We start from the raw sequence: 24,615 nt of genomic DNA, 5'->3' as shown, positions 1-24,615 counted from the left end.
GCAGAGGAAAAAATTAAACTCTGATTGTAATGGGTAATAATGTTTTAGTAACAGATAGTTACGCACTTAAAATTAATAATATGGCTAATTTCCGACAAGGATTGAAAAAGATGAAAGACAAGGAATCTATTCAGACTAATAGCAGCCGCCGTAATTTTCTGAAAGGCGCAACAGGAGCTGTTGTTGCTGGTGTGAGTGCTTCCGCTTTCTCAGGCGTAGCTCAAGCACGAGAACAGAAAATTGATTGGAGCAGCCGCGGGCTAGGTAGAAAACACGATAAGCGCTTCTGGCGTAAAGTGCGAAGACAGTTCGTTTTGGATAAACGAACCACTTACATGAACATTGGTACAACAGGTTCAATGCCAAAACATGTTCTTGAAGATTACGAGCATAACAACAAGCTGGTGGCTAAATACCCTTGGGATATGAAAGGCAAATTTGGCTCTTGGCCTTATGTTTCAGAGATGGTTAAAGACGTCGCACCAGGTTTTGGTGCTAACCCAGAAGAGATCATTCTCAGCCGCAACACTACTGATGGCTTATGTTCGATCATTAATGGCTTACACTTTGAACCAGGTGATGTGATTCTAACGACACACCATGAACATATTGCTGCAACATCACCTATGAACGTAGCGAAACATCGTTTTGGTGTGGATGTGGTAGAAATTCAACTACCAGTATTTACTGGTACTGAAAACGTTTCTGAGCAAGATTACATTCAAGCGTTCCGAGACGCGCTTGATGCGAATCAAAACGTTCGCCTAATTGTTTTCTCTCATATCACATACAAAACAGGAACCGCGCTACCAGCAAAAGCCATTTGTGCTTTAGCAAAAGAGTATGGTGTACCTACTCTTGTTGATGGCGCGCATACGGTCGGTATGTTTGACCTTGATTTCCACGATATGGATTGTGATTTCTATGCAGGATCTGGTCATAAGTGGCAGTGTGGTCCGGGCGCGACAGGTATTCTGTATGTTCGTGATAACGGTAACCGTTTGAATGAGTATTGGAGTGACCGAGAGAACCCGTTATGGTTGATCAACTCCTCACTTTCTCATGCTGATTACCTGGGTAAACAGCTGCAAATGCAATACATTGGTAACGATAACTATCCTGCGAAACAAGCACTAGTTGATAGTTGCAAAATGTGGGATGAGATTGGTCGAGACCGTATCGAAGAGCGAGTTGTAAGCCTTGGTAGTTTATGTAAAACCTTGCTTCAAGAGTACTTACCACAAGCCAAAATGTATTCACCAAACGTGGAAGGCTTAACCAGTGGCTTAACGACGGTTAACCCGTTCTCCGATGTAACTAATGAAGAGATACTGACGGAATTCCGAGATCGTTTACGTGAAGAGTATGGTTACATCATCCGTACGACTAGCTTTAAGCTGCATAAGGATGATGACTTTGATACTTACGCGCTGCGTATCTCTACGCATTTGTTCCATGACGAACAAGATGTGGAAGGGCTCGTAGTGGCGATGACGAATTTGTATTACTCGTCGTTCTAACATCGTTGTTTATCACTCAAGCGCCCATTATTGGGCGCTTTGTGAAAGGTAAGGATATTATTATGTCAGTCATAACATTCAAAAGAACTTTAGCGACGGTGGCGCTCATGGTTACCTCTGTTGCGTCGTCCGCCGCTTGGTCAGACGATTTACAACAAATCCGTGAACGCGGTGTACTGCGTCACATTGGTGTCCCGTACGCTAACTTTGTCTCCTATATTGAACAAGGTGAAGTGGAAACTTTGACTGGCTTGGATGTAGAGATAATAAAAGGTTTTGCCAAGTCGTTAGGTGTTCAGTACCAGTATGTTCCAGCACAGTGGAGCGACGTGGTTGGTAAGTTGACAGGGCAAAATGTGCAATATCACAACAAGCAGGCTGTTGTCGGAGAAAGTGTTCCAATTGAAGGCGATTTGATCGCAAATGGCGTTACTATTCTTGATTGGCGCTCTGAGGTTGTCGATTTTTCACAAGATTATTTTCCTTCAGGTGTATGGTTGGTTTCCAGATCCGACTCTAGTCTGAGCCCGATTAAACCAAGTGGGTCGGTCGATGAAGATGTTAAAAACGTCAAGCAGCTGATCGATGGTCGCGAAGTGTTAGCTTTAGAACATTCTTGCTTGGATCCTAACCTTTATGACTTATATGACACAGGTGCAAAAGTTATATTACCTGATGGGGCGCGTCTCCTTAATGAGATGGTTCCAGCGATAATGAAAAATGATGCGGAAAGCACATTATTAGATGTTGCGGATACGCTAATTGCCCTCGAAAAATGGCCGGGCGAAATAAAAGTCATTGGCCCTATATCTGAAAATCAAAAAATGGCTGTTGCATTCCGTAAAAATTCCCCTGAATTACGCAAAGCATTTGATCGTTATTTAGACTCGATAAAAAAAGACGGTTCATACGAAAAACTAGTAAAAAAATACTATCCATCTATTTACTACTTTTATAACGATTACTTTATAGAAGATAAAAAGAAAGTCCGATGAATAAGGCCGTTAAAAAATTTTCCAGTAAAAGATTTATTACAATAAGCGCAATATTAGTTTCAATTTACTTAGCTATGCTTATTACTGTGACTAGCGTAGGTCAAAATAAATTAAAAGAATCTCAATACAGAGAACTAGATTTAAAAGTAAAAAGTTATGCAAGCACACTCGATAATTTATTTACCATAGCGAGTGAAGATGTTGATAATCTAGCTACAGATAAAACAATACAAACATTCTTTGGTAATTTAGCTTCTGGCATGTCAATGGAGTATGGATTAGGTGCCAGTCTAATTAATTTAAAGCGTCGCTTCGATGAGAAGATAGACAGTAAGCTAATTAATAGCAGCCAAATCTATAAGAAGCTCACGCTAGTAGGCAGTGATGGAGTCACCATTGTCACCACTGGATCTGAAAACCTTGCCGAGCACAAAATGGACATACAGACCTTAATGACTCAACACGGGCATCCCGAAGAGGTTTGTGCGACGCGATACAATGATGACGTTCGCATTCAAGTCATTAAGCAAGTTAAGTTCTCCGGAAAGCCTGTTGCCTTTTTAATTGCCGATCTTAATAAGAATATTGTTATTGACCAACTTACTAACCAAGAACACGAAGATAGTTATAGCCGAATGGTGCTAAAAATAAAAGACGTGGAAATGGTTGTATGGGATACCATAAATAAAACACCTTCTCACAATAAGGATGAGAATTATTTCGTTTCTGAGGCTGTAGACGGAAAAATTTACTTTGAAGTTCCTGTGGATAAACATCACTTCAAATTGATGGCGTGGTTCGAGCCTTTGAGTGAACGAGATATATTTACATCACGGCTCTTTATTATTGGTTTGAGTATTCTGGCCGTTATGATCGTCATTGCTTTATGTTATGCATTCATCACGAACAATAATAGGATTGAATTGAAAATTAAGCTTGAGGAAGAAAAAAAGCGTAAAGATATTCTTTCTCAACAGAATAAAAAATTAACGAACGAAATTGAACGTCGAAAAGCGTCTGAAAAAGAACTCGCCTTCCAAGCTAAATATGACACATTAACCAATTTACCTAATCGTAGTTATGGTTCCGAGCGATTGGCTTTGGAGTTAATTAGGGCATCGCGTAGTGGGTCTAAAGTTTTGGTGATGTTCATCGACTTAGACCACTTTAAGCAGATTAACGATTCAATGGGACACTTTGTTGGGGATGAAATCCTTAAACTCAGTGCTCAGCGACTGTATCAAGTCGCAAGAAAAACAGACTTATTGGCGAGAATTGGTGGGGATGAGTTTTTACTCGTCATCCCAGACTTGCCTGATAATGATACTGCAAAGCGAGTTGCTTCAAGTGTGCTTTCGGCGTTTAACGATCCGTTTGTTTGGAACAACCATGAATTCTTCTTGAGTAGCAGCGTTGGAATGTCTGTGTTCCCGGATGACGGAGACAACGCTGAGCAGCTCCTTGCATGTGCTGATATGGCAATGTATCGGGCGAAACAAGATGGGCGTGATGGCTTTTGTTTTTATAACCATAATATGAACCAAGACTTGCAACGCTACTTAGATCTGGAAAATCGTCTGAGAAGTGCGATCTCCAATCAGTTGTTAGAGCTGTGTTATCAGCCAATTATTGAGCTGAGTAGTGGTAAAATCGTAGGGGCAGAAGCGCTAATGCGTTGGAATGATGACAAGTACGGATTCGTAAACCCTGAAGAGTTTATCTCTATTGCAGAGAAAAATGGTTTAATTCATCAAATTGGTGAGTTTGCTATTCAACAAGCGTGTCGACAAGCGGCACAATGGCAGAGTCTGACTCCGTTGTTTGTTTCTGTAAACTTTTCTAGTGTTCAATTTAGGTACTGCGAGCGCTTACTTACGTTTATTAAACACAGCCTTGAGGAGTCTGGTCTTCCGTCAGATAAGTTCGATATTGAAGTGACAGAAAGTCTCCTCTTCAATCACGATTCTGAGCTATTAGACATGCTTAATAACTTACGAGCGTTAGGCACCAAACTTACTATTGATGATTTTGGTACTGGTTATTCTGCGCTGAGTTACTTGCAGAAGTTTCCGTTCGACCGCTTAAAAATTGATCGTAGCTTTATGCAAAATATGTTCGAGAACGACTCAGACCGCGAGCTTGTGAACGTAATCATAGCAATGGCAAAAGCGCTGGATCTTAAGATCGTCGCAGAAGGCATCGAAGAACAGCGTCATGTGGATTACCTGAAAAACCTAAACTGTGAGTTCGGACAAGGTTTCCACTATAGTCGACCATTACCTGCTAAGGACTTTGAAGCACTTTTGGCTAAGCCTACCTGGCTATAATTCCTTTTATAACAACCTTATAGAAAAGCATTAATTGAATTTGTGCCTAGGATTCATTAATGCTTTTCCACCTTAAGGTATAATCCTTCCTCCTTCCTTGAATTACACTACAATTAATTGATGAGTGATAGCCCGTGACGCCCGTCACATAAAGGCTCAACCTAATTCTAAACGAGTAAATACTCGCCAAAATAACTAGGAAGGAATTTCAAATGTCTTCTGCATTCTACCAACAGATTCAGCAGCAAATCGAAGAAGTAAAGGCGGAAGGCCTTTACAAATCAGAGCGTGTCATTACGTCTCAACAGCAAGCGGCTGTTAAAATCTCTACAGGTGAAGAAGTACTAAACTTCTGTGCGAACAACTACCTTGGTCTTGCTAACCACCCGGCACTTATCGAAGCGGGTAAAGCAGGCATGGACGAGCACGGCTTTGGTATGGCTTCAGTACGTTTTATCTGTGGTACGCAAGACATCCACAAAGAGCTTGAGCAGAAGCTTTCTAAGTTCCTAGGTAAAGAAGATACGATTCTTTACACATCATGTTTCGACGCAAACGCGGGCCTATTTGAAACTATTCTAGGCAAAGAAGACGCAATCATCTCTGACGCTTTAAACCACGCGTCAATCATCGATGGTGTTCGTCTATGTAAAGCGATGCGTTTCCGCTACTCAAACAACAACATGGAAGAGTTAGAGCAACAACTGATCGCTGCGAAAGAAGCAGGTGCTCGCCACATTCTTATCGTAACGGACGGTGTGTTCTCAATGGACGGCGTAGTAGCAAACCTTCCGGCTATCTGTGACCTAGCAGAGAAGTACGGCGCGTTGACTATGGTTGATGACTCTCACGCTGTTGGCTTCATGGGCAAAACAGGTGCAGGTACGCACGAGCACCACAACGTGGTTGACCGTATCGACATCATCACTGGTACGCTAGGCAAAGCAATGGGCGGCGCTTCAGGCGGTTACACATCTGGTAAAGCGGAAGTGATTGACTGGCTACGTCAGCGTTCTCGTCCATACCTATTCTCTAACTCTGTTGCACCAGCAATCGTAAGCGCTTCTATCCGCGTTCTAGATCTACTAGAAGAGAGCGGTGACCTACGTGATCGTCTATGGGAAAACGCAGCACACTTCCGTACTCGTATGGAAGACGCTGGTTTCACAATGGGTGGTGCTGACCACGCAATCATCCCAATCATGCTTGGCGACGCAAAAGTAGCAGCAGAATTTGCAGAGCGTGCGCTGGAGAAAGGCATCTACGTAATCGGCTTCTCATTCCCTGTAGTACCAAAAGGTCAAGCACGTATCCGTACTCAAATGTCTGCGGCGCACTCTCGCGAGCAACTAGACCGTGCAATCGACGCGTTCATCCAAGTTGGTAAGGACATGGGTCTTATTTAAGATTCTAGGCCTTAGACAATAGGGCCTTTAATTAAGGTTACATTATGAAAATTAAAGCATTATCAAAGCTAAAGCCTGAAGAAGGCATCTGGATGACTGAGGTTGATAAACCTGAAGTTGGCCATAACGACATTCTGATCAAAATTAAGAAAACCGCTATCTGTGGTACAGACGTACACATCTACAATTGGGACGAATGGTCACAAAAGACAATTCCAGTGCCTATGGTTGTCGGTCACGAATACGTGGGTGAAGTGGTTGCGATTGGTCAGGAAGTTCGTGGCTTTGAAATCGGTGACCGCGTATCTGGCGAAGGTCACATCACGTGTGGTCATTGTCGTAACTGTCGTGGCGGCCGTACTCACCTATGTCGTAACACGATTGGTGTGGGCGTTAACCGCGAAGGCGCATTTGCAGAATACCTGGTTATCCCAGCGTTCAACGCGTTCAAGATCCCAGACGAGATCTCTGACGACCTAGCGTCTATCTTTGACCCGTTTGGTAACGCAGTACACACAGCACTTTCTTTCGACCTAGTAGGCGAAGACGTGCTTATCACAGGTGCTGGCCCAATCGGTATCATGGCAGCGGCAGTAGCAAAGCACGTTGGTGCTCGCCACGTAGTGATCACAGACGTGAACGAATACCGTCTAGAACTTGCTCGTAAGATGGGTGTAACACGCGCAGTAAACGTGGCTGAAGAGAAGCTAGAAGACGTAATGGCTGAGCTAGGCATGACAGAAGGCTTCGACGTTGGTCTAGAAATGTCTGGTAACCCAGCAGCATTCAACTCAATGCTAACCACAATGAACCACGGTGGTCGCATTGCACTACTCGGTATTCCACCGTCAGACATGGGTATCGACTGGAACCAAGTTATCTTCAAAGGCTTGGTGATCAAAGGTATCTACGGTCGCGAAATGTTCGAAACGTGGTACAAGATGGCTTCACTGATCCAATCTGGTCTGGATCTATCGCCAATCATCACGCACCACTACAAGATTGATGACTTCCAAGAAGGCTTCGATGTAATGCGCAGCGGTATGTCAGGCAAAGTTATTCTTGATTGGGAATAACTTATTCAAGTAAGAAATGCGCTCCTTTTGGGGCGCATTTTTGTTTCATGAAGATTTTTGTTTCGGGAAGAAATGGTCGCCAATCTTTTCTAAACTTCTCGTATCGTTCTGCTACTTTTTTAGATTTTTTCCACTCAACTTCACCCTACCTTCTAACTCATTGTCGATTCTATATTTGGAACAAGATAATAACCATTTGTTTTTGGTGGTTATTATTTAGCATTACATGCTTAAAAATCGTCACTTTTAAGTTTAATATTTTTATTTGCTGTTCGTCTTTATCCTTATCCTGCTTCTTTTTATTGTTTTACATTTTATATGCATTTGGTTTGTCATAATTGAGCTATAACTAATAAAAAGGTTATCGATATACAGTGGAATGTAAAAATGGAGCTTTATATGAAAAGATTTTATCTGATGATGCCTCTGCTCTTAACCTCATTTAGTTGGCAAGCGAGTGGAGCGTCAGTTAGCGGTACGATTGATGTTTCAATTAACCTTGTACAAGGTTGTGTGATTAATGGAAATAATGCGGTAGATGCAGCTTCTGGCGTTGGCTTTGGCTCACTCGCCTTTGGAGACGTGCCTGCAATCTTCAGTGAACAAGATGGTGTGGTAAATGGTGGTAGTGCGACGGGTATTGAAGTGCTTTGTAGTAACGGTGTGACACCGACGTTTACATTGGGCACCGGATTGTATGATGCAAGTGCGACCGTTGGTACCTATGCGATGTCAAATGGCGCGCAATTTATTGATTATACGTTGTTTACCGACTCAGACCGAAGCACACAAATTATACAAGGCGGGACGGTAGCTCTGTCTGAATTTACTAGTGCAACATCGCAAACTATTGAGCTTTTTGCGAAAGCTTACGGTACGAGCAGCATTGCCGGTACATACTCCGATACCATCAGTGTGACGCTAAGCTGGTAAAACGTGACGCTGGTTTTTAGGGGCTTTTCACTTGTCGCGATGAGTTTGTGCTCTTTAACTGTGCTGGCTGATGCGACACAAACTTTTCAGGTGTCTGCCACCGTAGATACAGGTTGTTTGATTAACGGCGTAGTACAAGAAGAAAGCGCAACCCAAGCCGGGCAAATAGGCACGTTAGATTTTGGTGAGCATTCTTCAGTTTACGCGACGGAAGTACAAGGCAGCATCACTTACAGTTCATCACTCACATTAAGCTGTACTCCGGGTATTACGATGAATGTTTCCGTAAATGGCGGGATGAATGCATCGGATGGTGTACGTAAGCTAAAGCACAGTGAAGAAGCGACAACGGTAGATTACTTTTTGTTCCAGGATCTAAATTACACGCAGGTGCTTGATATTGACACGCAATATTCCGTCGATACTGACCAAGACCCAGATAATATTCAGTTTCCTATCTGGGCAAAGGCGACAATAAATGGGAATGAAATGGCTGGAATTTATATGGATACGCTTACGCTGACATTAGAGTGGTAAGTGAACTTTGGAGGGGTGAAATGGAATTCATACTCAAAAAACTATTATTAATAGCCTTCCTTTTTGTTTTTTTCTCAAATGCCAACGCTAACTCATTATTAATTTGGCCGATTTACCCCAAAATATCAGAGGAGAGCAATGCAACATCACTTTGGATGGTAAATAAAGGCAGTGTTGATTCTTATTTACAGGTGAGAATTTTTAAGTGGGAACAAAACGAAGGAGAAGATAGCTATTCAAGTCAAAGCCAGTTAATTGCAACCCCTCCGTTTGTCAAAATTGAACCAGGTGAAAAGCAGTTAATCCGCATCATCAACCAAGATGAAGCCTCTGCGGGTAAGGAGTATGCATACCGAGTGATCATAGATGAATTACCGCCAACTCAAAACCCTCAAACAGAATTGACGGAAAATGAACTCGCTGTAAAAGTCCGAATGCGTTACTCGATACCTTTGTTTATTTACGGGAAAGGGCTGACTGATACTCAAAAACCAAACCGTGACAGTGAATTATGGGATGATTTACAGGCACAGTTTATTAAGAAAAATAATCAGCGTTTTGTTCACATTAAAAATTCAGGAAAACACCATGTTCGCTTAGTGAATTTACAATTGAACCTACCAAATAAAGATCCTGTCGTTATTTCCGATGGACTAGCTGGCTATATTCTTCCTGAACAGTATAAGGTTTGGTCTATTCCCCATAGTAATGTCAGACCTATGAGTTTGAGCGCGAATATTGGAGGTAAACGTTACCAAATACCATTGAAGCAATAATGAATAGATTTAATACAATGAATGCTTTCTTTTGGTTGGTATTACTTAGCGTAACGTGGAGCAGTATTGGTCTTTGTGCAAATTCAGCAAACCACTTCTCTGAGCTACCGAGTCCTGAAAATTTCTCTTTAGAAAAGTTTGAGAATATCAGCCTCAATCTGGAGTTGGTGATCAATCAAAGAGCAACAGGGCTTGTTGCGAAAGTTGAGCGAGTTGGCGATCAGTTCTTTTTGCTCCGGGAGGACCTCATTTCAGTTGGGGTTACCGCCAAGTCGTTGCCTGGAACCGAAGAGAGACTTGAGGTTACGTCTATCCCAGGTGTTAACGTGCGTTACTTGCAATCGTCATTGCAACTTGCAATTGACGTACCGCCTAATTGGTTACCGATGCAGAACTTATCAGCGCAGGATATGGGGCGATTTTCCCCGGCTCAGTTTGGGCGTGGTGGCCTGCTTAACTACAACGTATTTGGTGTGTACGAGAACGAAAGCCGACAAAAGGAGGTTTCTATCAATCATGAAGTCAGAGCCTTTTCTGAGTTTGGCGTTTTTTCTACTACCGGGATATTTAAATCTAACTTTCATCGCGATGTTCAGTCCCAGCAAAGCAGCCAGTACACTCGTTTTGATACGAGTTACGAGTACGTCAATCAAGAGAAGCGAATTCGTATAGAGGTAGGGGACTATATTGTTCGCCCTTTATCTTGGAGCCAACCAGTAAGACTGGCGGGTATTCAGTTGTCGCATGATTTCTCTATGCGTCCGGATGTCGTGACGACGCCGTTACCTGCATTTTACGGTGAGGTCACAGCGCCCACTACGTTAGATTTGTTTATCAATGGCTTTAAAACTGACTCAATGAATGTTGGGCCCGGTCCTTTCATTATTAACGATATTCCAATGCTCTCTGGTGCTGGGGAAGCAACGGTAATTGCAACGGATGCTCAAGGTAAGCAAACGGTCATGACCAGCCCATTTTTTCTCTCTTCCGATCTACTCAAGACCGGATTTACATCTTACAGTGCGAGTATTGGTGCGATCAGAGAAAATTTCGGTAATGCATCTAACGACTATGGAGACGGTGGCGTGGTTACCGCTCTGCGTCATGGCATGACTGATTGGTTAACACTAGAAGCTCAAGCTGAAGCAAAAGATGACCTGATCGTTGCGGGGCTGGGCTTTGTCACCAATGCTTTCAACTTGGGTACGGTGGATGCCTCGTTTCGTGTGAGTAATTTTCAGGATCAATCTACCTCATATGCGCTAGGTTATAGTTATCAGTCTCGGCTGTTTAGCTTCGCTGCTCGAACTCAAGTAGAACAAGCCGACTTTTATACCTTATCTCATTTACCAAATCACGAAATGCTCGATGAAGGCAAGGACGCTTCACTCGCGTCGCGCCATCTATCACAAATCAATATGGGAGTCCGTTTGGGAGATTGGGGCTCACTTTCTGGTGGGTACTTTGATATTCAACAATCCGACTCAGATTCACGTACCCTAAATCTTACTTATAGCTACGCTCTGCCTTTTAATATCAATATGTCCCTTTCTTACAACCATAGTATTGGTGGTCAGAGTGTTACGCTGGCGCAATTCTCTCTACCTTTCAGTTCTTTGGGGGGAAGTTCGGGGCTAACGCTGAAAAGAGAGGACGATGGCGATGTGCGAGGGCGAGTGGGTTACAGCCGCCTTGCGCCAATACGAGGTGGGTGGGGCGTCAATTTAGCGCATGATATTAACGAACACCCAGAAAACCGTAAACAGGCCGATTTGACCTACCTTGCGTCATGGGCGCAGTTCAGAGCGGGGTTAAATGGCACCAGTGGCGACTATGATTATTTTGCGGAAATGGCAGGTTCAGTCTCTACGTTGGATGGAGAAATATTCCCAGCGAATGAAGTGTATGACAGCTTTGCGGTAGTGAGCACCAGTGGTTTTGAAGGTATTCCGGTTAAATATGAGAATCAAATTGTCGGAGTGACAGACGATGAAGGTTACCTACTTGTTCCTTGGGCTACGGCGTATTACACCGCCAAATATGAAATCGATCCACTTAATTTACCAGCCAATGCTGCGTTTTCTGCAACAGAGCAGTTTGCCTCGATACATTCGGGCTACGGCTACCTGTTAGAGTTCCCAATAGAGCTACAAATTGCACTGAGCATGACGGTGGTAGACGAAAATCATTTGTTCCTTCCGATTGGTACATATGGCCGCTCAGAAACGGGCTTAACAAGCCAAATTGGTTGGGATGGTTTTACCTACTTTGAAGGCGTTGACCCAGGCCGCTACATTCAGTTTTATCCTCAAGGACAGCCGCCATGTAAAGTGTTTATTGAGGGGTTGTATCAGCGTGAGAGTCAAAAAATACAAACATTGCCTGAGCAGGTTTGTATCAAAGCCGAAGAAGAGGGCGCACTATGATTTTGCGCCGCTGGCTTGCTAGCCTACTTCTCTTTTTCTCGTTCTCGACAATGGCTTGTCAGCTCACGGCGGCAACACCTTTAATCTTGTTTGGCAATGTTTCTTCGTTTACTGTTTCAAGCTCTCAGCAGCAAAGCTCAGCTCAGCCTCATGCGGGGATTACGTGTGACTTTTCTACACTTGTGTCTTTGTTAAGTGGCGACTACGTATCAGCAACGTTTAACAGCATAAATAATGGTTTGCTATTAAATGAGGATGATCCGAGTTCGGAGCTCAGCTATCAGATTTTTGGCGATCCAGGTCTTTCACAAGAGTATGTATTCGGCCAAACTTACAATTTTTTTGAAATCGGGTTACTCGATTTACTCGGGTTGTTTGGCACTCAAGCTGAGTTTCCGCTTTATGCTCGGACGGGAGTGGGTAGTAATCTTTCCGCTGGGACTTATAAAGACCAAATCACCGTATCCTGGATTTGGGATTACTGTAAGGGTATCGGGGTTCTAGGGGTATGCATTGGCCGCGCCAATGGCAGCGCTCAAAGCGTGATTACGGTTGAGTTGGAAGTGACCCCTGATTGTATGATCGCGGCGCCAGATATTGATTTTGGTTCGTCCCCATTAGTGGCCGGTTTTGAGCCAGTCAGTCAGGTTATATCGTTAACTTGTACCAAAAATAGTTCCTTCTCCATTGGCTTGAATGACGGCCTAAATGCGTCCGGCGGTCAGCGGCGAATGATATCTAGTGGTCACTATTTGGAGTATGAAATCTATAAGTCATCAACGATGGAGCGCTGGGGAGGCACCAGTTCTGAACGTCGTGAACACAGTGACGTCGATACTGGCGGCTCTATTCCTGATGGTATCACTCCACAGAATTATAATTATCGCGCGCAGATACTAACCAGCCAAACGACCCCTCCTGCTGGTACTTACACCGACTCAATAATCGTTGACGTTCAATTTTGAGCATCATGTCAATTACATCATTAGAGGCTTCTATTCCAAAAATCTTTTGTAATCATAGTTTTCACTCTGTCACTGCTTAATTTTGTGAGATTAGTATGGCTTTATTCTCACGGAATTTAACTTTCAGAAATAAGGAAAATGATGAAGAAGTCACTAACAACATTAGGTTTGGCACTGGTATTTACAGGAACAGCTTATGCAGCAAGCTGGGGCTACGAGGGAAACCATGGGCCAGCTCATTGGGGTGAGTTTGCATCTGAGTGCGCGAAAGGTCAAAACCAGAGCCCAATCAACATTGAATCGGCGACCGAAGCGAAGCTAGAAAAATTGAATTTCGACTACGAAGGTAAGGCAATTTCACTGCTGAACAACGGTCACACTTTACAGATTGGTTTAGAAGGCAAAAACACACTCACCATTGATGGTAAAGAGTTTATGTTGAAACAGTTCCACTTCCATACGCCATCTGAAAACCATGTGGATGGTAAAGAATACCCACTAGAAGTACACTTTGTGCATGCCGACAAAGTAGGTCATCTAGCTGTTGTCGCGGTGTTCTTTAAACTGGGTGGCGCGAACCCAGATCTAGCTAAGATGCTAGCTAACATTCCAACTAAAGATCAAGATGTTACCATCAAGGTTCCATTTGATGCGGATGCCCTTATCCCAAGTGATAAAGACTACTACCGCTTTAACGGCTCACTAACGACACCACCATGCTCTGAAGGTGTGCGTTGGTTGGTGATGAAAGAAGCACAAACTATTTCTCCTGAGCAGATAAAATCTTTTTCGGAAGTCATGGGGAAAAACAATCGCCCAATCCAACCGCTGAATGCACGTATGGTGTTAACGCAACAATAACCACTTCATGCGAAGAAAAATAAAAAGCCCGCTTAAACACAGCGGGCTTGATTATTTGGGTATTGGTGAGAACTAGAAGCCGTGATCTTCTTGCTCTTCCGCTTTTACCATTTGTATAGGATCAAGCTTAAGCGTCTGAGTAGGGAACGCGATATCTGCATCGTGTTCTTTAATGATGTTGATTACCTTAAGCAGTATGTCCTGCTTAACCTCATGGTATCTCACCCAATTCACGGTTTTAGTAAAGGTATAGATAAAGAAGTGCAACGATGATGGACCGAATGTATCGAAGTTGACGATAAGTGTTTGGCGTGCATCAATGTCTTTGTGATTTTTCAGCATTTCTTTTACCGCGGTGATAATTTGCGGCATTTTTTCTGCATCGTCGTAACGAAGTCCAATTTTTTCGTAGATGCGTCGGTTCAGCATGCGAGATGGGTTTTCTACGACAATGCTGCTAAACACTGAGTTTGGCACATACAGTGGACGCTTATCGAAAGTTCGGATAATGGTCATACGCCAGCCAATGCGTTCTACCGTCCCCTCTATTTGTCGGTCTGGAGAACGGATCCAATCGCCAACTTTAAATGGACGATCGAAGTAGATCATAAGACCTCCAAAAAAGTTAGACAGCAAATCCTTCGCCGCTAAACCGACGATCAAACCACCAACACCACCGAAGGTAAGTAGGCCCGATAGTGACAGACCAAATGCCTGCATTACGGTTAGAATTCCGACGGTAATAAAGAACAGGCGCGCGACCTTAGCTATCGCTTGTACTGTTGTTTCATCTCGGTTCTTTTGTTCGAGAACATGCTCTTCAACATTGGTAATGAGCCGCATAACGGTCCATACGAAGATGCTGATGATTAAAATCAGTTTCAGCGTACTTAACCAGTTTATTTTATCGTTGAGCTCGCTCTCTAATATGATGCCGATAGAGACGGTTGCTGGCCAACACCAAATGAGTGTACTGACTGGCGCTTTTAGCGCATCAAGCAACATGTCATCCCAGTGGAAGGGCGTTTTCTCTACGAGCGCAGCGAGGCGAGAGCGGATCAGCCGCCAAGCTATCCAAGCTATAAAGCTAGCGAGCGTAATGAAAAGGACGCTTCCACTCCAATTTTGATGAGACGTTTCAATGTAGCTTTGTAATTCGGTAAACCACTGTGGCATATGTAACTTATTTCTAGTGAACCATGGAAGGAAAGGTAGCAGATATTACTCCTTCACCCCAGTGATTTCCTTTAAATCATTTACTTATGTCTAAACCGTCCGAGATGGACTTTTCCTTCCGATGACAAGAGAGTTACCTCAATGTTCTGTTGAGCGACCGCTTCATGCATGTTCAGAGGTATGCTAACAATGATTGAGGGTTGATATTTGGACGATCAATTATAACTTCTCTGACTTATCGCTAACATTTATCTTAAGTAAGTGTGAGAGTGTATTGGCTCTTGAATTAGCGGAGGCAGATATGGAATTTACAGAGCTGGATCGAAACGCGCTCTACGACATCTGGATGTCACAAAAAGCCAAAATGCACATCACTCAAATGGAAATGGCGAAGCGCCTTGGTTTGAGTCTACACGAGTTTTCTGGCTTGTTACGTGGTAATTCTCCACTGACGCTAGGTTTTGTAAAACAGCTATGCGAGCAGCTACATGTACGTCCTGGTCAGGTGATTCCGTCTTTGACGGAGCGTGATCTATCTGCATCTGGTACCGTTTATTTACAAAATCGTGTGACGGTGGATGGTGATATCAGTAACGTGTTTATCGACGGAAACCAAGTCGTGATCGAGTACGTTCACCAAGTTAGCTAGCTTGCTCGTCAAATTATCGGGTTGAAGAGCAATAAAAAACGAGCCACTGTTGGCTCGTTTTTTCGTTTCTGTTTTGCTCGATTGCAAAGATTATGGGATTTTCACTAGCGAATCGTGTGAAAGATCCGCGATAGACTTAGCGCCAGTCAGCGTCATTGCTACACGCATTTCTTTATCGTACAGATCCAGTAGATTTTCAACGCCTGCTCCGCCTTGTGCTGCCAATGCGTACACAAATGAACGGCCAAGAAGCGTACAGTCTGCACCAAGTGCGAGCATACGAACGACATCAAGACCAGTACGAATACCAGAGTCTACGAAGATCTTAAGATCACCTTTTACCGCATCCGCAATGCTTGGTAGTGCTTTAGCACTTGAAAGTACGCCATCTAACTGACGGCCACCATGGTTAGATACCACAATGCCATCTGCGCCGAAACGTACCGCATCTTTCGCGTCTTCTTCATCTAGAATGCCTTTGATAACCATTGGGCCATCCCAAAAATCACGAATCCACTCAAGATCTTTCCAGGAGATAGAAGGGTCGAAGTTTGCGCCTAACCAGCCGATGTAATCTTCTAGCTTTGTTGGTTCGCCACGATAAGTTGAGATGTTACCTAAGTCGTGCGGTTTACCAAGTAGACCCACATCCAGCGCCCAGCTTGGGTGGCGCATCGCCTGGAATACACGACGCATGGCTGCGTTAGGACCACTCATACCTGAGTGCATGTCACGGTAACGTGCGCCAGGAACTGGCATATCAACGGTAAACACCAGCGTTGTTACGCCTGCTGCTTTTGCACGCTCAAGTACGTTTTTCATAAAGCCACGATCTTTAAGCACGTAAAGCTGGAACCACATTGGACGTTCAATTGCAGGTGCGACTTCTTCAATCGGACAAACCGAAACAGTCGACATAGTAAATGGGATGCCTTTTTTCTCGGCTGCTTTTGCTGCTTGCACCTCGCCTCGGCGCGCGTACATACCAGTTAGACCAACAGGAGCTAGCGCGATTGGCATTGCCAGTTTCTCACCGAAGAGCTCGGTTTCGAGGCTCAAATCTGTCATATCGCGTAGGACGCGTTGGCGAAGAGCGACATCACCTAAATCGTCAGTATTACGCTTCAGCGTGCGTTCGTCGTAAGAGCCGCCATCAATATAATGGAATAGAAACGGGGGAAGCTTGGCTTTCGCGGCAGCGCGGTAGTCAGTAGAAGCTGAGATAATCATAATGGTGTCCTAGCGGTTATTCTAAGCAAAGTTGTGGAGCAATTTGCTCTTTCGTTGAGCCTTCATCGCAAAGCAGTGAAGACATCAAAATGAGTATAGTTACCTATGGTTCACTTACGTTTGAATCGGTGATGTTGGTAACCCATTTACATAATTGGTTGAAAAATTTTGTTAAATCACTCAATCAGTTATGCAAACTGGAAAGGGTGACACAGCTGTCGGGGGAATTGATGTAGCAAGCTAAATCAACATGTCGGGGTAGTAGTGCAGACAGCTGTGTCAAATTAGGCAGGGCTGTAAACCCTGCATTTCGCGTTACTTCATCAAGACATCTGTCATTTGGAAGCCATAAATCAGCACCAATCCAATAATGCCTGTCATTACAATGTAGTAGAACGTAGGGATAATCGTTTTACGCAATGTTGCGCCTTCTCGACCAAGCAAACCTACCGTGGCTGATGCGGCAACAACGTTGTGAATCGCAATCATGTTACCTGCGGCAGCACCGACGGCCTGGAGTGATACAACAATCACACTCGAAATAGACAACGTTTGTGCCACTTCGAATTGGAACTGGCTGAACATCATATTTGATACCGTGTTTGAGCCAGCGATGAACGCACCCAGTGCACCAACGGTGGCACTCAGCGCTGGGAACGCAGAACCAACAAGGTCAGAGGCGAAGTTTGCGGTTGTGACGGGCATACTTGCTAGGTCAGCACCGTTGATGCCTGAGTTGATAAAGATACGAACCATCGGAATGGTAAATACCAAGACAAAACCCGCCCCAATCAGTGTTTTGCTTGACTCGCCAAACGCTTCACGCAATGGCTTTACACTACCGCTTTGTAACATTGCAGCAAGTAGTGCGACAAACACCAGAATGCCTCCAGGAAGGTATAACGGCTGAATCGCAGCGCTAACGCCAGTCTCACCAAGAATGTTGCTGAACGACAAACTTACGCTTTGTACAAAGCCTTTCAGCTCAGGGCTTACGCGGCTTGCGACGAGAATAACTGCCAGCATTACATATGGAACCCAAGCTTTTACGATGCTCATTGGCTTGCCCGGATTGTCGTTTAGATCGACTTTTAGCGAGCCTAACCACTCTGCAGGCCACTTGTCTTCGCTTTCGAAATCCCACTTAGTCTTTGGTACTAAGAAGCCTTTTTTCGCTGCGGTAACAACGATAGACAGACCAACCAAACCACCGATAAGTGAAGGGAACTCTGCACCTAAGAAAACACCGGTTAACGCGTATGGAACGGTGAAAGAGACACCAGCGAATAGTGCAAATGGTAGAATATCCAGACCTTCACTCCAGCTTCTGTTCTTGCCGAAGAAACGTGTTAACATCATCGCCATTAATACTGGGATCATCGTACCTACGACTGCGTGAATGACAGCAACGTGCGCTGTGATATCTTGCAGGTACATTTCCCACGTTGCACCTTGTGCGGCCAACGACTCACTGATGTTATGGGTGTCTAAACCTTTGTTTACACCTACGATGATAGGCGTGCCTACCGCGCCGAATGAAACAGGCGTTGACTGAATCATCATGCCCATAAGGACAGCGGCTAGCGCAGGAAAGCCGATTGCAACCAGTAGTGGTGCAGCGATTGCTGCCGGGGTACCGAACCCAGATGCGCCTTCAATGAACGAGCCAAAGCACCAAGCAATGATGATGGCTTGTACACGGCGGTCAGCCGAAATATCGGTAAATCCATTACGGATTGTGGTGATCGCTCCAGTGTGTTTTAAAGTGTTGAGCAAGAAGATGGCACCAAACACGATCCATAGAACAGAGACAGTAATGCCGAGTCCTTGGAATACGGAGGCCAGTACGCGATTGGCTGACATATCCCAAAACATAAGTGCGATAGCGACGGTTAGACCGAACGCAACAGGCATGGCTTTTTTAGCAGGCCAGTTGAGACCAACCAATAAGATGGCGGCAACAACAATTGGCGAAAATGCCACTAGGGCAAGTAGGGTTTCACTCATTTGTACATCCTTCGTACGCTGACTTCTCGAACGGTGTCAATCCGCTGTAGAGGTGACTTTTTGTTGTAATGGTTTTGTTAATTTGGCGTGAATTTACTCCTTTATTTTTTGTTGATATAGGGAAATAATGAAAATAATTAATTCCAAAAGTGACATAATGGTATGAGAGCAGACGACTTAATTCTATTTTCTCAAGTAATCGAACTTGGCAGCTTTAGCAAGGTTGCAGAGGCAAATAACCTTACAAATTCGGTAGTTAGCAAAAGAATGGCGAGGTTGGAGGAAGAAATAGGGGCTCAGCTATTATATCGAACAACGCGCAAATTAACCTTGACTGAGGCAGGTAAGGTGTTACTCCACAGTGCTAAAAATGTGAAGCAGGCCACTCAGGAGGCTATGGATGCTGTTGCAGGCTTTGGAGAGAATGTGAGCGGTCATATAAAAATGTCCGTGCCGTGTATCTCTGGAGATTTGATACTTGCTGATGCTGTTGCCGAGTTTTGTAACCTTCATCCGGGTCTGACTGTGGACATGTCATTGGATAACCGCTTTGTCGATTTAGTGGCTGATGGTTACGATTTAGTCATTCGAACTGGCTACCTAGCCGACTCCAGTTTGATCGCACGACATATTCTCGATTCCCAATGGGTGGTATGCGCGTCCCCTTCATATATCGCTAAAAATGGGAAACCGATCGAGCCGATTGATCTCACCACGCACAATTGTCTGCAATACGCTTACCAAACCACAGGTGCAACGGATTGGGAGTTTAAAGGAGAAGATGGCAATTACATCGTCAAAGTATCGGGCTGCTTTTCTACTGATAACGCGACCGCATTACGTAAAGCCGCTCTGGGCGGCCATGGTATAGCTTACGTCCCGCGATGCTTGGTGTATCATGATATTCGCAATGGCCAACTGGTGGATATTTTTCCTGAACTAGTAGGTAAAAAGTTGGGTATCTACGCGGTGTATCCGTTTACTCGTCAACCACCGAACAAAGTGAAGCTGCTTATTGAGCACATTCGTGACCGGTACTTAACGATATCTCATTATTTCTAGGTTCTTCATAGATTTAAAACAATGTCGTTGAAATCAAAATTGGGTGCTCTAAGGTAATCACCGCAATAAAACGATTGAAGATAAACAACTTAATAAAAACAACGGAGTAACACGGACGTTATGCATTACCCAAAAACACGTAAAGATTCTGTCGTGGACACTTATTTTGGTCACGACATTGCCGACCCTTATCGCTGGTTAGAAGATGATCGCAGTGAAGAAACCGCACAATGGGTTTCGGGTCAAAATTCGGTCACCTTCGATTTCCTTGGTCAGATACCGTACCGCCAACAAATCCGTGACTTAGTGGCGAACAGTCAAAACTACGAAAAATATTCCCAGCCATTTGTACGTGGTGACTACACCTACTTCTACAAAAACGACGGTTTGCAAAACCAAAGTGTATTGTATCGACGTAAAGGCGAGGGAGAAGCCGAGGTTTTCCTTGATCCAAATACTTTCTCCGAAGAGGGCACGACCTCTCTTGGCGAAGTCAGCTTCTCTAAAGACTACCGTTTGGTCGCGTATTCCATCTCGGAAGGGGGCAGTGATTGGCGTAAGATCTTTGTCATTGATACGGAAACCAAAGAACAGCTAGAGCCTGAGATTGTTGATGCGAAGTTTACGTCGATTTCTTGGCTGGGCAGCAAAGGCTTCTATTACTCAAGCTACGATAAGCCGCAAGGCAGCGAGTTGTCTGCTCGAACTGAGCATCACAAGCTTTATTATCATGAACTTGGTACACCTCAATCTGAAGATAAAGTGATTTTCGGTGAGTTGGATACGCAAGTTCATCGTTATGTGTCTGGTACGACGACGACAGATGATCGCTTCCTCATTATCTCTGGCGCAGAATCTACATCGGGTAATCGTCTGTTTTATATTGATTTACAGTCTGAGTTACAGGCAATTGTGACGCTGCGCGAGACAACGCAAGGAGACACCTACTTAATTGATAGCCAAGACGCAACCTTGCTGCTTTACACCAACCTAGACGCGCCGAATGGCAAAGTTGTCAGCTACAACACTCAGACAGAACAATGGGCTGACGTGATTGCTGAACAAGAACAGCCGTTAGAAATCAGCAAAGGTGGCGGTTATCTGTTTGCGACTTATATGGTAGATGTGCTTTCTAAAGTGCAGCAGTTTAACTACCAAGGTGAGTGGATTCGAGATGTACAATTGCCGGGAGAAGGCACGGCTTATGGTCTGGCGGGTAAAAAAGAAGAAACCACACTTTATTACACATTCACTAACTACGTGACGCCTCCGACGATCTTCTCATTTGATGTCGAATCTGGTGAATCGACACTGTTTCAGGAATCAAAGGCACCGTTCGATCGTAATGAGTATGAATCAAAACAGGTGTTTTATACCTCAAAAGACGGCACGCAAGTTCCGATGATCATTTCATACAAGAAGGGAATTGCACTTGATGGTAGAGCACCAACCATGTTGTATGGTTACGGCGGTTTTAACATCAGCCTCACTCCAATGTTTTCTGGCAATGTGTCCAACTGGCTAGAACTGGGTGGTATTTACGCTGTCGCCAACATGCGAGGCGGCGGTGAATACGGTAAAGCTTGGCACAACGCAGGCACTCAGCAGCAAAAGCAAAACGTGTTTGATGACTTTATTGCGGCGGCGGAATACCTGATTGAAAACGACTACACGAGCTCGGATCGCCTAGCGATTCGCGGTGGTTCTAATGGTGGTTTGTTAGTTGGAGCGTGTATGACGCAACGCCCTGAACTATTCAAAGTCGCGCTGCCTGCGGTTGGCGTGCTTGATATGCTGCGTTACCACACGTTTACGTCTGGAGAAGGCTGGAAGTATGACTATGGCACGTCTTCGCAAAGCGAAGCGATGTTCCAATACTTGCTTGGCTACTCTCCTGTTCACAATGTAAAAGAAAACGTGCAATATCCTGCGACATTGGTGACAACCGCCGATCACGACGATCGTGTGGTTCCAGCACATTCGTACAAGTTTATTGCGGAGCTGCAAGACAAGCAGCAAGGCGCTAATCCAGTATTGATACGCATTGATGTTAATGCCGGTCATGGTGCAGGAATGCCGCTGAGTAAGCAAATTGACCTCACCACAGACGTGTATGCATTTACGTTACATAATATGGGTATTGAGTCGATTTAATGCCCTAGTTGTTCGAAGCTTCTGAGAATAAAAAAATGCCGCGACAGTGTCGCGGCATTTTTCATGGTTGGGGGAACTCAATTCATACTGTTTGCCAGTATTTGAGCCAGGTTGACTAAGTCTGACTCTTGAACCAACCAGTCTCGGCGGCCAAACCGAAAGGCAGCTACGCCATTCTTAAGACAAGATGAATTTATCACCTTTTCTTAATCCTAGTTTATGAATATGAAACTGTGATGAACCTAAGCCGCATTGTGCTGATTTTCACTGTTTTCAAGATCAAATGAGGCATCTATCAGTTTTTTCGTGTAGTCATTTTTAGGGTTTTGGAAAATCTTTTCGGCCGTACCTTGTTCCATGACCTCGCCCTTTTGCATGACTAGAACACGATCAGAGAGTGCTTTAACTACTGATAGATCGTGGCTAATAAACAAGTAGCCAATATTGTGTTTTTTCTGCAAATCTTTCAGGAGATCAATCACAGTCAGTTGAACCGAGCGGTCCAATGCAGAGGTTGGCTCATCAAGCAAAATAAACGAAGGCTCAAGAATTAGTGCTCGCGCGATAGCAATACGCTGACGCTGGCCTCCCGAAAACTCGTGTGGATAACGGTTGATGGACGCGGGATCTAAGCGAACCTCTCGAAGCACGTCGCGTGCTTTCTGCATACGTTCTTTTTTACTCAACATTGGCTGGTGGACAGTTAATCCTTCAGTGATGATCTCGCCGATAGTCATACGAGGAGAAAGCGAACCATAAGGGTCTTGGAATACCATCTGAACGTCTTTTTTCAGCTCAAAACGTTCTTTGTTTGTCAGCAAGGCCATATCTTGGCCTTTATATTCTATTTTGCCAGTTGAGGGCAGTAGACCTATCAAAGCTCGGCCGAGTGTAGACTTACCTGAACCGGACTCCCCAACGATCCCGAGGGTCTCTCCTTGTTTAAGCTCAAGAGAAATGCCTTTTACCGCTTCGAAGTACTCATTCTTGCTCGCAATAAAATGCGACTTTACCAAGAATTTGACTCGTATATCGTCAGCCTTTAACAGCTGCGTAGCACTTTCGCTAATAGGCTCCTTACTGCCTTTAGGAATCGAATTGATTAGCATACGTGTGTATTCGTGCTTTGGGTCCTTGAAGAGTGTTTGTGTTTCGCCTTCTTCGACGACTTCTCCTTTACACATCACAATGACACGGTCTGCAAAGTGTTTTACGACGCCTAAGTCATGAGTAATAAATAGGATTGCCATGCCCATCTGAGCCTGAATTTCTTTAATCAGGTGCAACACTTCTGCTTGAACCGTGACATCCAACGCCGTTGTTGGTTCGTCGGCGATCAAAATATCGGGCTCGTTAATCAGTGCCATCGCAATCATGATACGTTGCAATTGACCACCAGAAAATTCGTGTGGGTACTTGTTGTACGCTTTTTCTGGGTTTGGCATATGAACCAATTCAAACAGCTCTAACACCTTTGCTTTTGCTGTTCGTCTGTCGACCGGGCGGTGACACATGATGGCCTCAGCGACTTGGATACCCACCCGCATGTACGGGTTTAGTGAGGTCATCGGCTCTTGAAAAATCATGCCAATGCGATCACCGCGAATACTTTGCATTTCACGCTCTGCTTTATCCAAGATGGAGCTACCCTCGAACATGATGGATGAGTTTTCATGCAAAATAGCGTTGTCTGGCAGTAGTTTCATCAGTGCATTGGTTGATACTGACTTGCCAGAGCCAGATTCGCCAACGATGGACAGCGTCTCGCCTGCTTTTAAATCGAAGCTAACATTCTTTACTGCATCGACGATCCCATCGTTTGTCGTAAAGCTGACTGATAGGTTGTTCACCGAAAGAATGGTTTTAGAAGACATCACAGATCCTTGTGGTTGATAAAGCAAATGATACTCAAGCAATGGACAGTACAAACCTAGCTGGCCTCAATGCTTGAGCTTTAGATTAATTATACAGGTGAGAAGGCGAAGCTTTTGCCGAACTCATTGCTTGCAAATGTAAGAACTGCTCATGCGCGCGCGTTACGTGCTCGAGTTCTATCATCCATTGAGCATTACGTTGGGCAGAGCAAAATGCCGCCATGTGAGCTAATAAGTCTTCGCTCTGTTGACCAAGTAGGTGACCTACGCGCTCAATCAGTTCATGGCTCTCTAGCTGCAAAAATTGAAATAGCGCGTAAGTTTGATTGAGTATTGAGAACGCATCATGCTGTAAGCCGAGTTTGTTGAGAATCTCTGATTGCGTCACGCTAGCATCTCTAAGTCCCGTAATGAGACATACAAATTGGCAAGGTTTAGTTTGTGCATTTTCTAGCGCTAAATGAATGTGGTTGGGTAGATTGTTGAGCACGTCGTCATATAAACGATGAGCTTCTGGCCAATGGCCTTGTTCCATCAGTTGCTCCGCTTTTAAGTAGCGCATCCAGCATTGCTCAATATTCATATCCATCTCCACAACATTTGATTTGTTTAGATATTAAATGAAATTGATTATCAATTGC

At 44.3% G+C, this 24,615-nt stretch carries 19 protein-coding genes; 14 read left to right on the top strand and 5 right to left on the bottom strand.

Annotation, left to right across the window (positions count from 1 at the left end):
* The first annotated feature begins 110 nt into the window (after positions 1 to 110).
* The 11 genes from R7040_RS06400 to R7040_RS06350 all read left to right on the top strand — a co-directional run bounded on the left by R7040_RS06400 (position 111) and on the right by R7040_RS06350 (position 13,822).
* Positions 111 to 1,520 (top strand): aminotransferase class V-fold PLP-dependent enzyme, encoded by a 1,410-nt coding sequence (locus tag R7040_RS06400; protein WP_005375092.1) that lies wholly within the window; start codon positions 111 to 113, stop codon positions 1,518 to 1,520.
* Positions 1,521 to 1,582: 62 nt separating this feature from the next.
* A complete protein-coding gene (locus tag R7040_RS06395) occupies positions 1,583 to 2,515 on the top strand; it encodes a transporter substrate-binding domain-containing protein (protein WP_005375093.1) in 933 nt (310 codons plus the stop codon).
* The gene (locus tag R7040_RS06390; protein WP_318095511.1) at positions 2,512 to 4,842 is read left to right on the top strand and encodes a putative bifunctional diguanylate cyclase/phosphodiesterase; all 2,331 of its coding nucleotides are present in this window, start codon (positions 2,512 to 2,514) and stop codon (positions 4,840 to 4,842) included. Before R7040_RS06395 ends, R7040_RS06390 begins: the two co-directional genes overlap by 4 nt.
* A gap of 212 nt (positions 4,843 to 5,054) precedes the next feature.
* A complete protein-coding gene (locus tag R7040_RS06385) occupies positions 5,055 to 6,248 on the top strand; it encodes a glycine C-acetyltransferase (RefSeq protein ID WP_005375095.1) in 1,194 nt (397 codons plus the stop codon).
* 44 nt (positions 6,249 to 6,292) lie between these two features.
* Positions 6,293 to 7,324: an L-threonine 3-dehydrogenase gene (gene tdh / locus R7040_RS06380; protein ID WP_005394871.1), complete on the top strand. Its 1,032-nt coding sequence runs from the start codon at positions 6,293 to 6,295 to the stop codon at positions 7,322 to 7,324.
* Between the two features lie 387 nt (positions 7,325 to 7,711).
* Entirely contained in the window at positions 7,712 to 8,257 is a 546-nt protein-coding gene (locus tag R7040_RS06375) for a spore coat U domain-containing protein (RefSeq protein ID WP_005375099.1), read from the top strand.
* A gap of 39 nt (positions 8,258 to 8,296) precedes the next feature.
* Entirely contained in the window at positions 8,297 to 8,794 is a 498-nt protein-coding gene (locus tag R7040_RS06370; protein ID WP_033906710.1) for a spore coat U domain-containing protein, read from the top strand.
* A gap of 20 nt (positions 8,795 to 8,814) precedes the next feature.
* On the top strand, positions 8,815 to 9,570 hold the full coding sequence (locus R7040_RS06365) for a molecular chaperone (protein ID WP_169628864.1): 756 nt from the start codon (positions 8,815 to 8,817) through the stop codon (positions 9,568 to 9,570).
* Entirely contained in the window at positions 9,570 to 11,996 is a 2,427-nt protein-coding gene (locus tag R7040_RS06360) for a fimbria/pilus outer membrane usher protein (protein ID WP_411978181.1), read from the top strand. The genes R7040_RS06365 and R7040_RS06360 overlap by 1 nt, the downstream gene beginning before the upstream one ends.
* The gene (locus R7040_RS06355; RefSeq protein WP_318081144.1) at positions 11,993 to 12,961 is read left to right on the top strand and encodes a spore coat protein U domain-containing protein; all 969 of its coding nucleotides are present in this window, start codon (positions 11,993 to 11,995) and stop codon (positions 12,959 to 12,961) included. Before R7040_RS06360 ends, R7040_RS06355 begins: the two co-directional genes overlap by 4 nt.
* A 141-nt stretch (positions 12,962 to 13,102) precedes the next feature.
* Entirely contained in the window at positions 13,103 to 13,822 is a 720-nt protein-coding gene (locus tag R7040_RS06350) for a carbonic anhydrase (protein WP_318081143.1), read from the top strand.
* A 72-nt stretch (positions 13,823 to 13,894) separates the two neighbouring features.
* Here R7040_RS06350 and R7040_RS06345 read toward each other — a convergent pair whose 3' ends face one another.
* Positions 13,895 to 14,998, bottom strand: coding sequence for a mechanosensitive ion channel family protein (locus tag R7040_RS06345; protein ID WP_005375107.1), 1,104 nt, complete (start codon positions 14,996 to 14,998; stop codon positions 13,895 to 13,897).
* A gap of 301 nt (positions 14,999 to 15,299) precedes the next feature.
* Here R7040_RS06345 and R7040_RS06340 point away from each other — a divergent pair, with 301 nt between their 5' ends.
* Positions 15,300 to 15,647, top strand: coding sequence for a helix-turn-helix domain-containing protein (locus tag R7040_RS06340; RefSeq protein ID WP_005375109.1), 348 nt, complete (start codon positions 15,300 to 15,302; stop codon positions 15,645 to 15,647).
* A gap of 90 nt (positions 15,648 to 15,737) precedes the next feature.
* Here R7040_RS06340 and lldD read toward each other — a convergent pair whose 3' ends face one another.
* Both lldD and R7040_RS06330 read right to left on the bottom strand, forming a co-directional pair.
* Positions 15,738 to 16,877 carry an FMN-dependent L-lactate dehydrogenase LldD gene (gene lldD / locus R7040_RS06335; RefSeq protein WP_033906713.1) on the bottom strand — a complete coding sequence of 380 codons (1,140 nt, stop codon included), beginning with the start codon at positions 16,875 to 16,877 and terminating at the stop codon, positions 15,738 to 15,740.
* A 315-nt stretch (positions 16,878 to 17,192) separates the two neighbouring features.
* Positions 17,193 to 18,884 (bottom strand): L-lactate permease, encoded by a 1,692-nt coding sequence (locus tag R7040_RS06330; protein WP_005375111.1) that lies wholly within the window; start codon positions 18,882 to 18,884, stop codon positions 17,193 to 17,195.
* A gap of 162 nt (positions 18,885 to 19,046) precedes the next feature.
* On the opposite strand from R7040_RS06330, the gene R7040_RS06325 reads away from it, so the two are divergent.
* Together R7040_RS06325 and R7040_RS06320 are read left to right on the top strand one after the other, a co-directional pair.
* The gene (locus tag R7040_RS06325) at positions 19,047 to 19,946 is read left to right on the top strand and encodes a LysR family transcriptional regulator (protein WP_005375112.1); all 900 of its coding nucleotides are present in this window, start codon (positions 19,047 to 19,049) and stop codon (positions 19,944 to 19,946) included.
* 120 nt (positions 19,947 to 20,066) lie between these two features.
* On the top strand, positions 20,067 to 22,100 hold the full coding sequence (locus R7040_RS06320) for a prolyl oligopeptidase family serine peptidase (protein WP_005375113.1): 2,034 nt from the start codon (positions 20,067 to 20,069) through the stop codon (positions 22,098 to 22,100).
* A gap of 242 nt (positions 22,101 to 22,342) precedes the next feature.
* Here the strand turns inward: R7040_RS06320 and R7040_RS06315 are convergent, their stop codons facing one another.
* Both R7040_RS06315 and R7040_RS06310 read right to left on the bottom strand, forming a co-directional pair.
* Positions 22,343 to 23,974, bottom strand: coding sequence for an ABC transporter ATP-binding protein (locus tag R7040_RS06315; RefSeq protein ID WP_258669816.1), 1,632 nt, complete (start codon positions 23,972 to 23,974; stop codon positions 22,343 to 22,345).
* Positions 23,975 to 24,059: 85 nt separating this feature from the next.
* Positions 24,060 to 24,557 (bottom strand): hypothetical protein, encoded by a 498-nt coding sequence (locus R7040_RS06310; RefSeq protein ID WP_017635485.1) that lies wholly within the window; start codon positions 24,555 to 24,557, stop codon positions 24,060 to 24,062.
* Positions 24,558 to 24,615: the final 58 nt, after the last annotated feature.

Source organism: Vibrio sp. 1069, from assembly GCF_033340555.1.
This window is presented reverse-complemented; position numbering and strand designations above follow the sequence as displayed.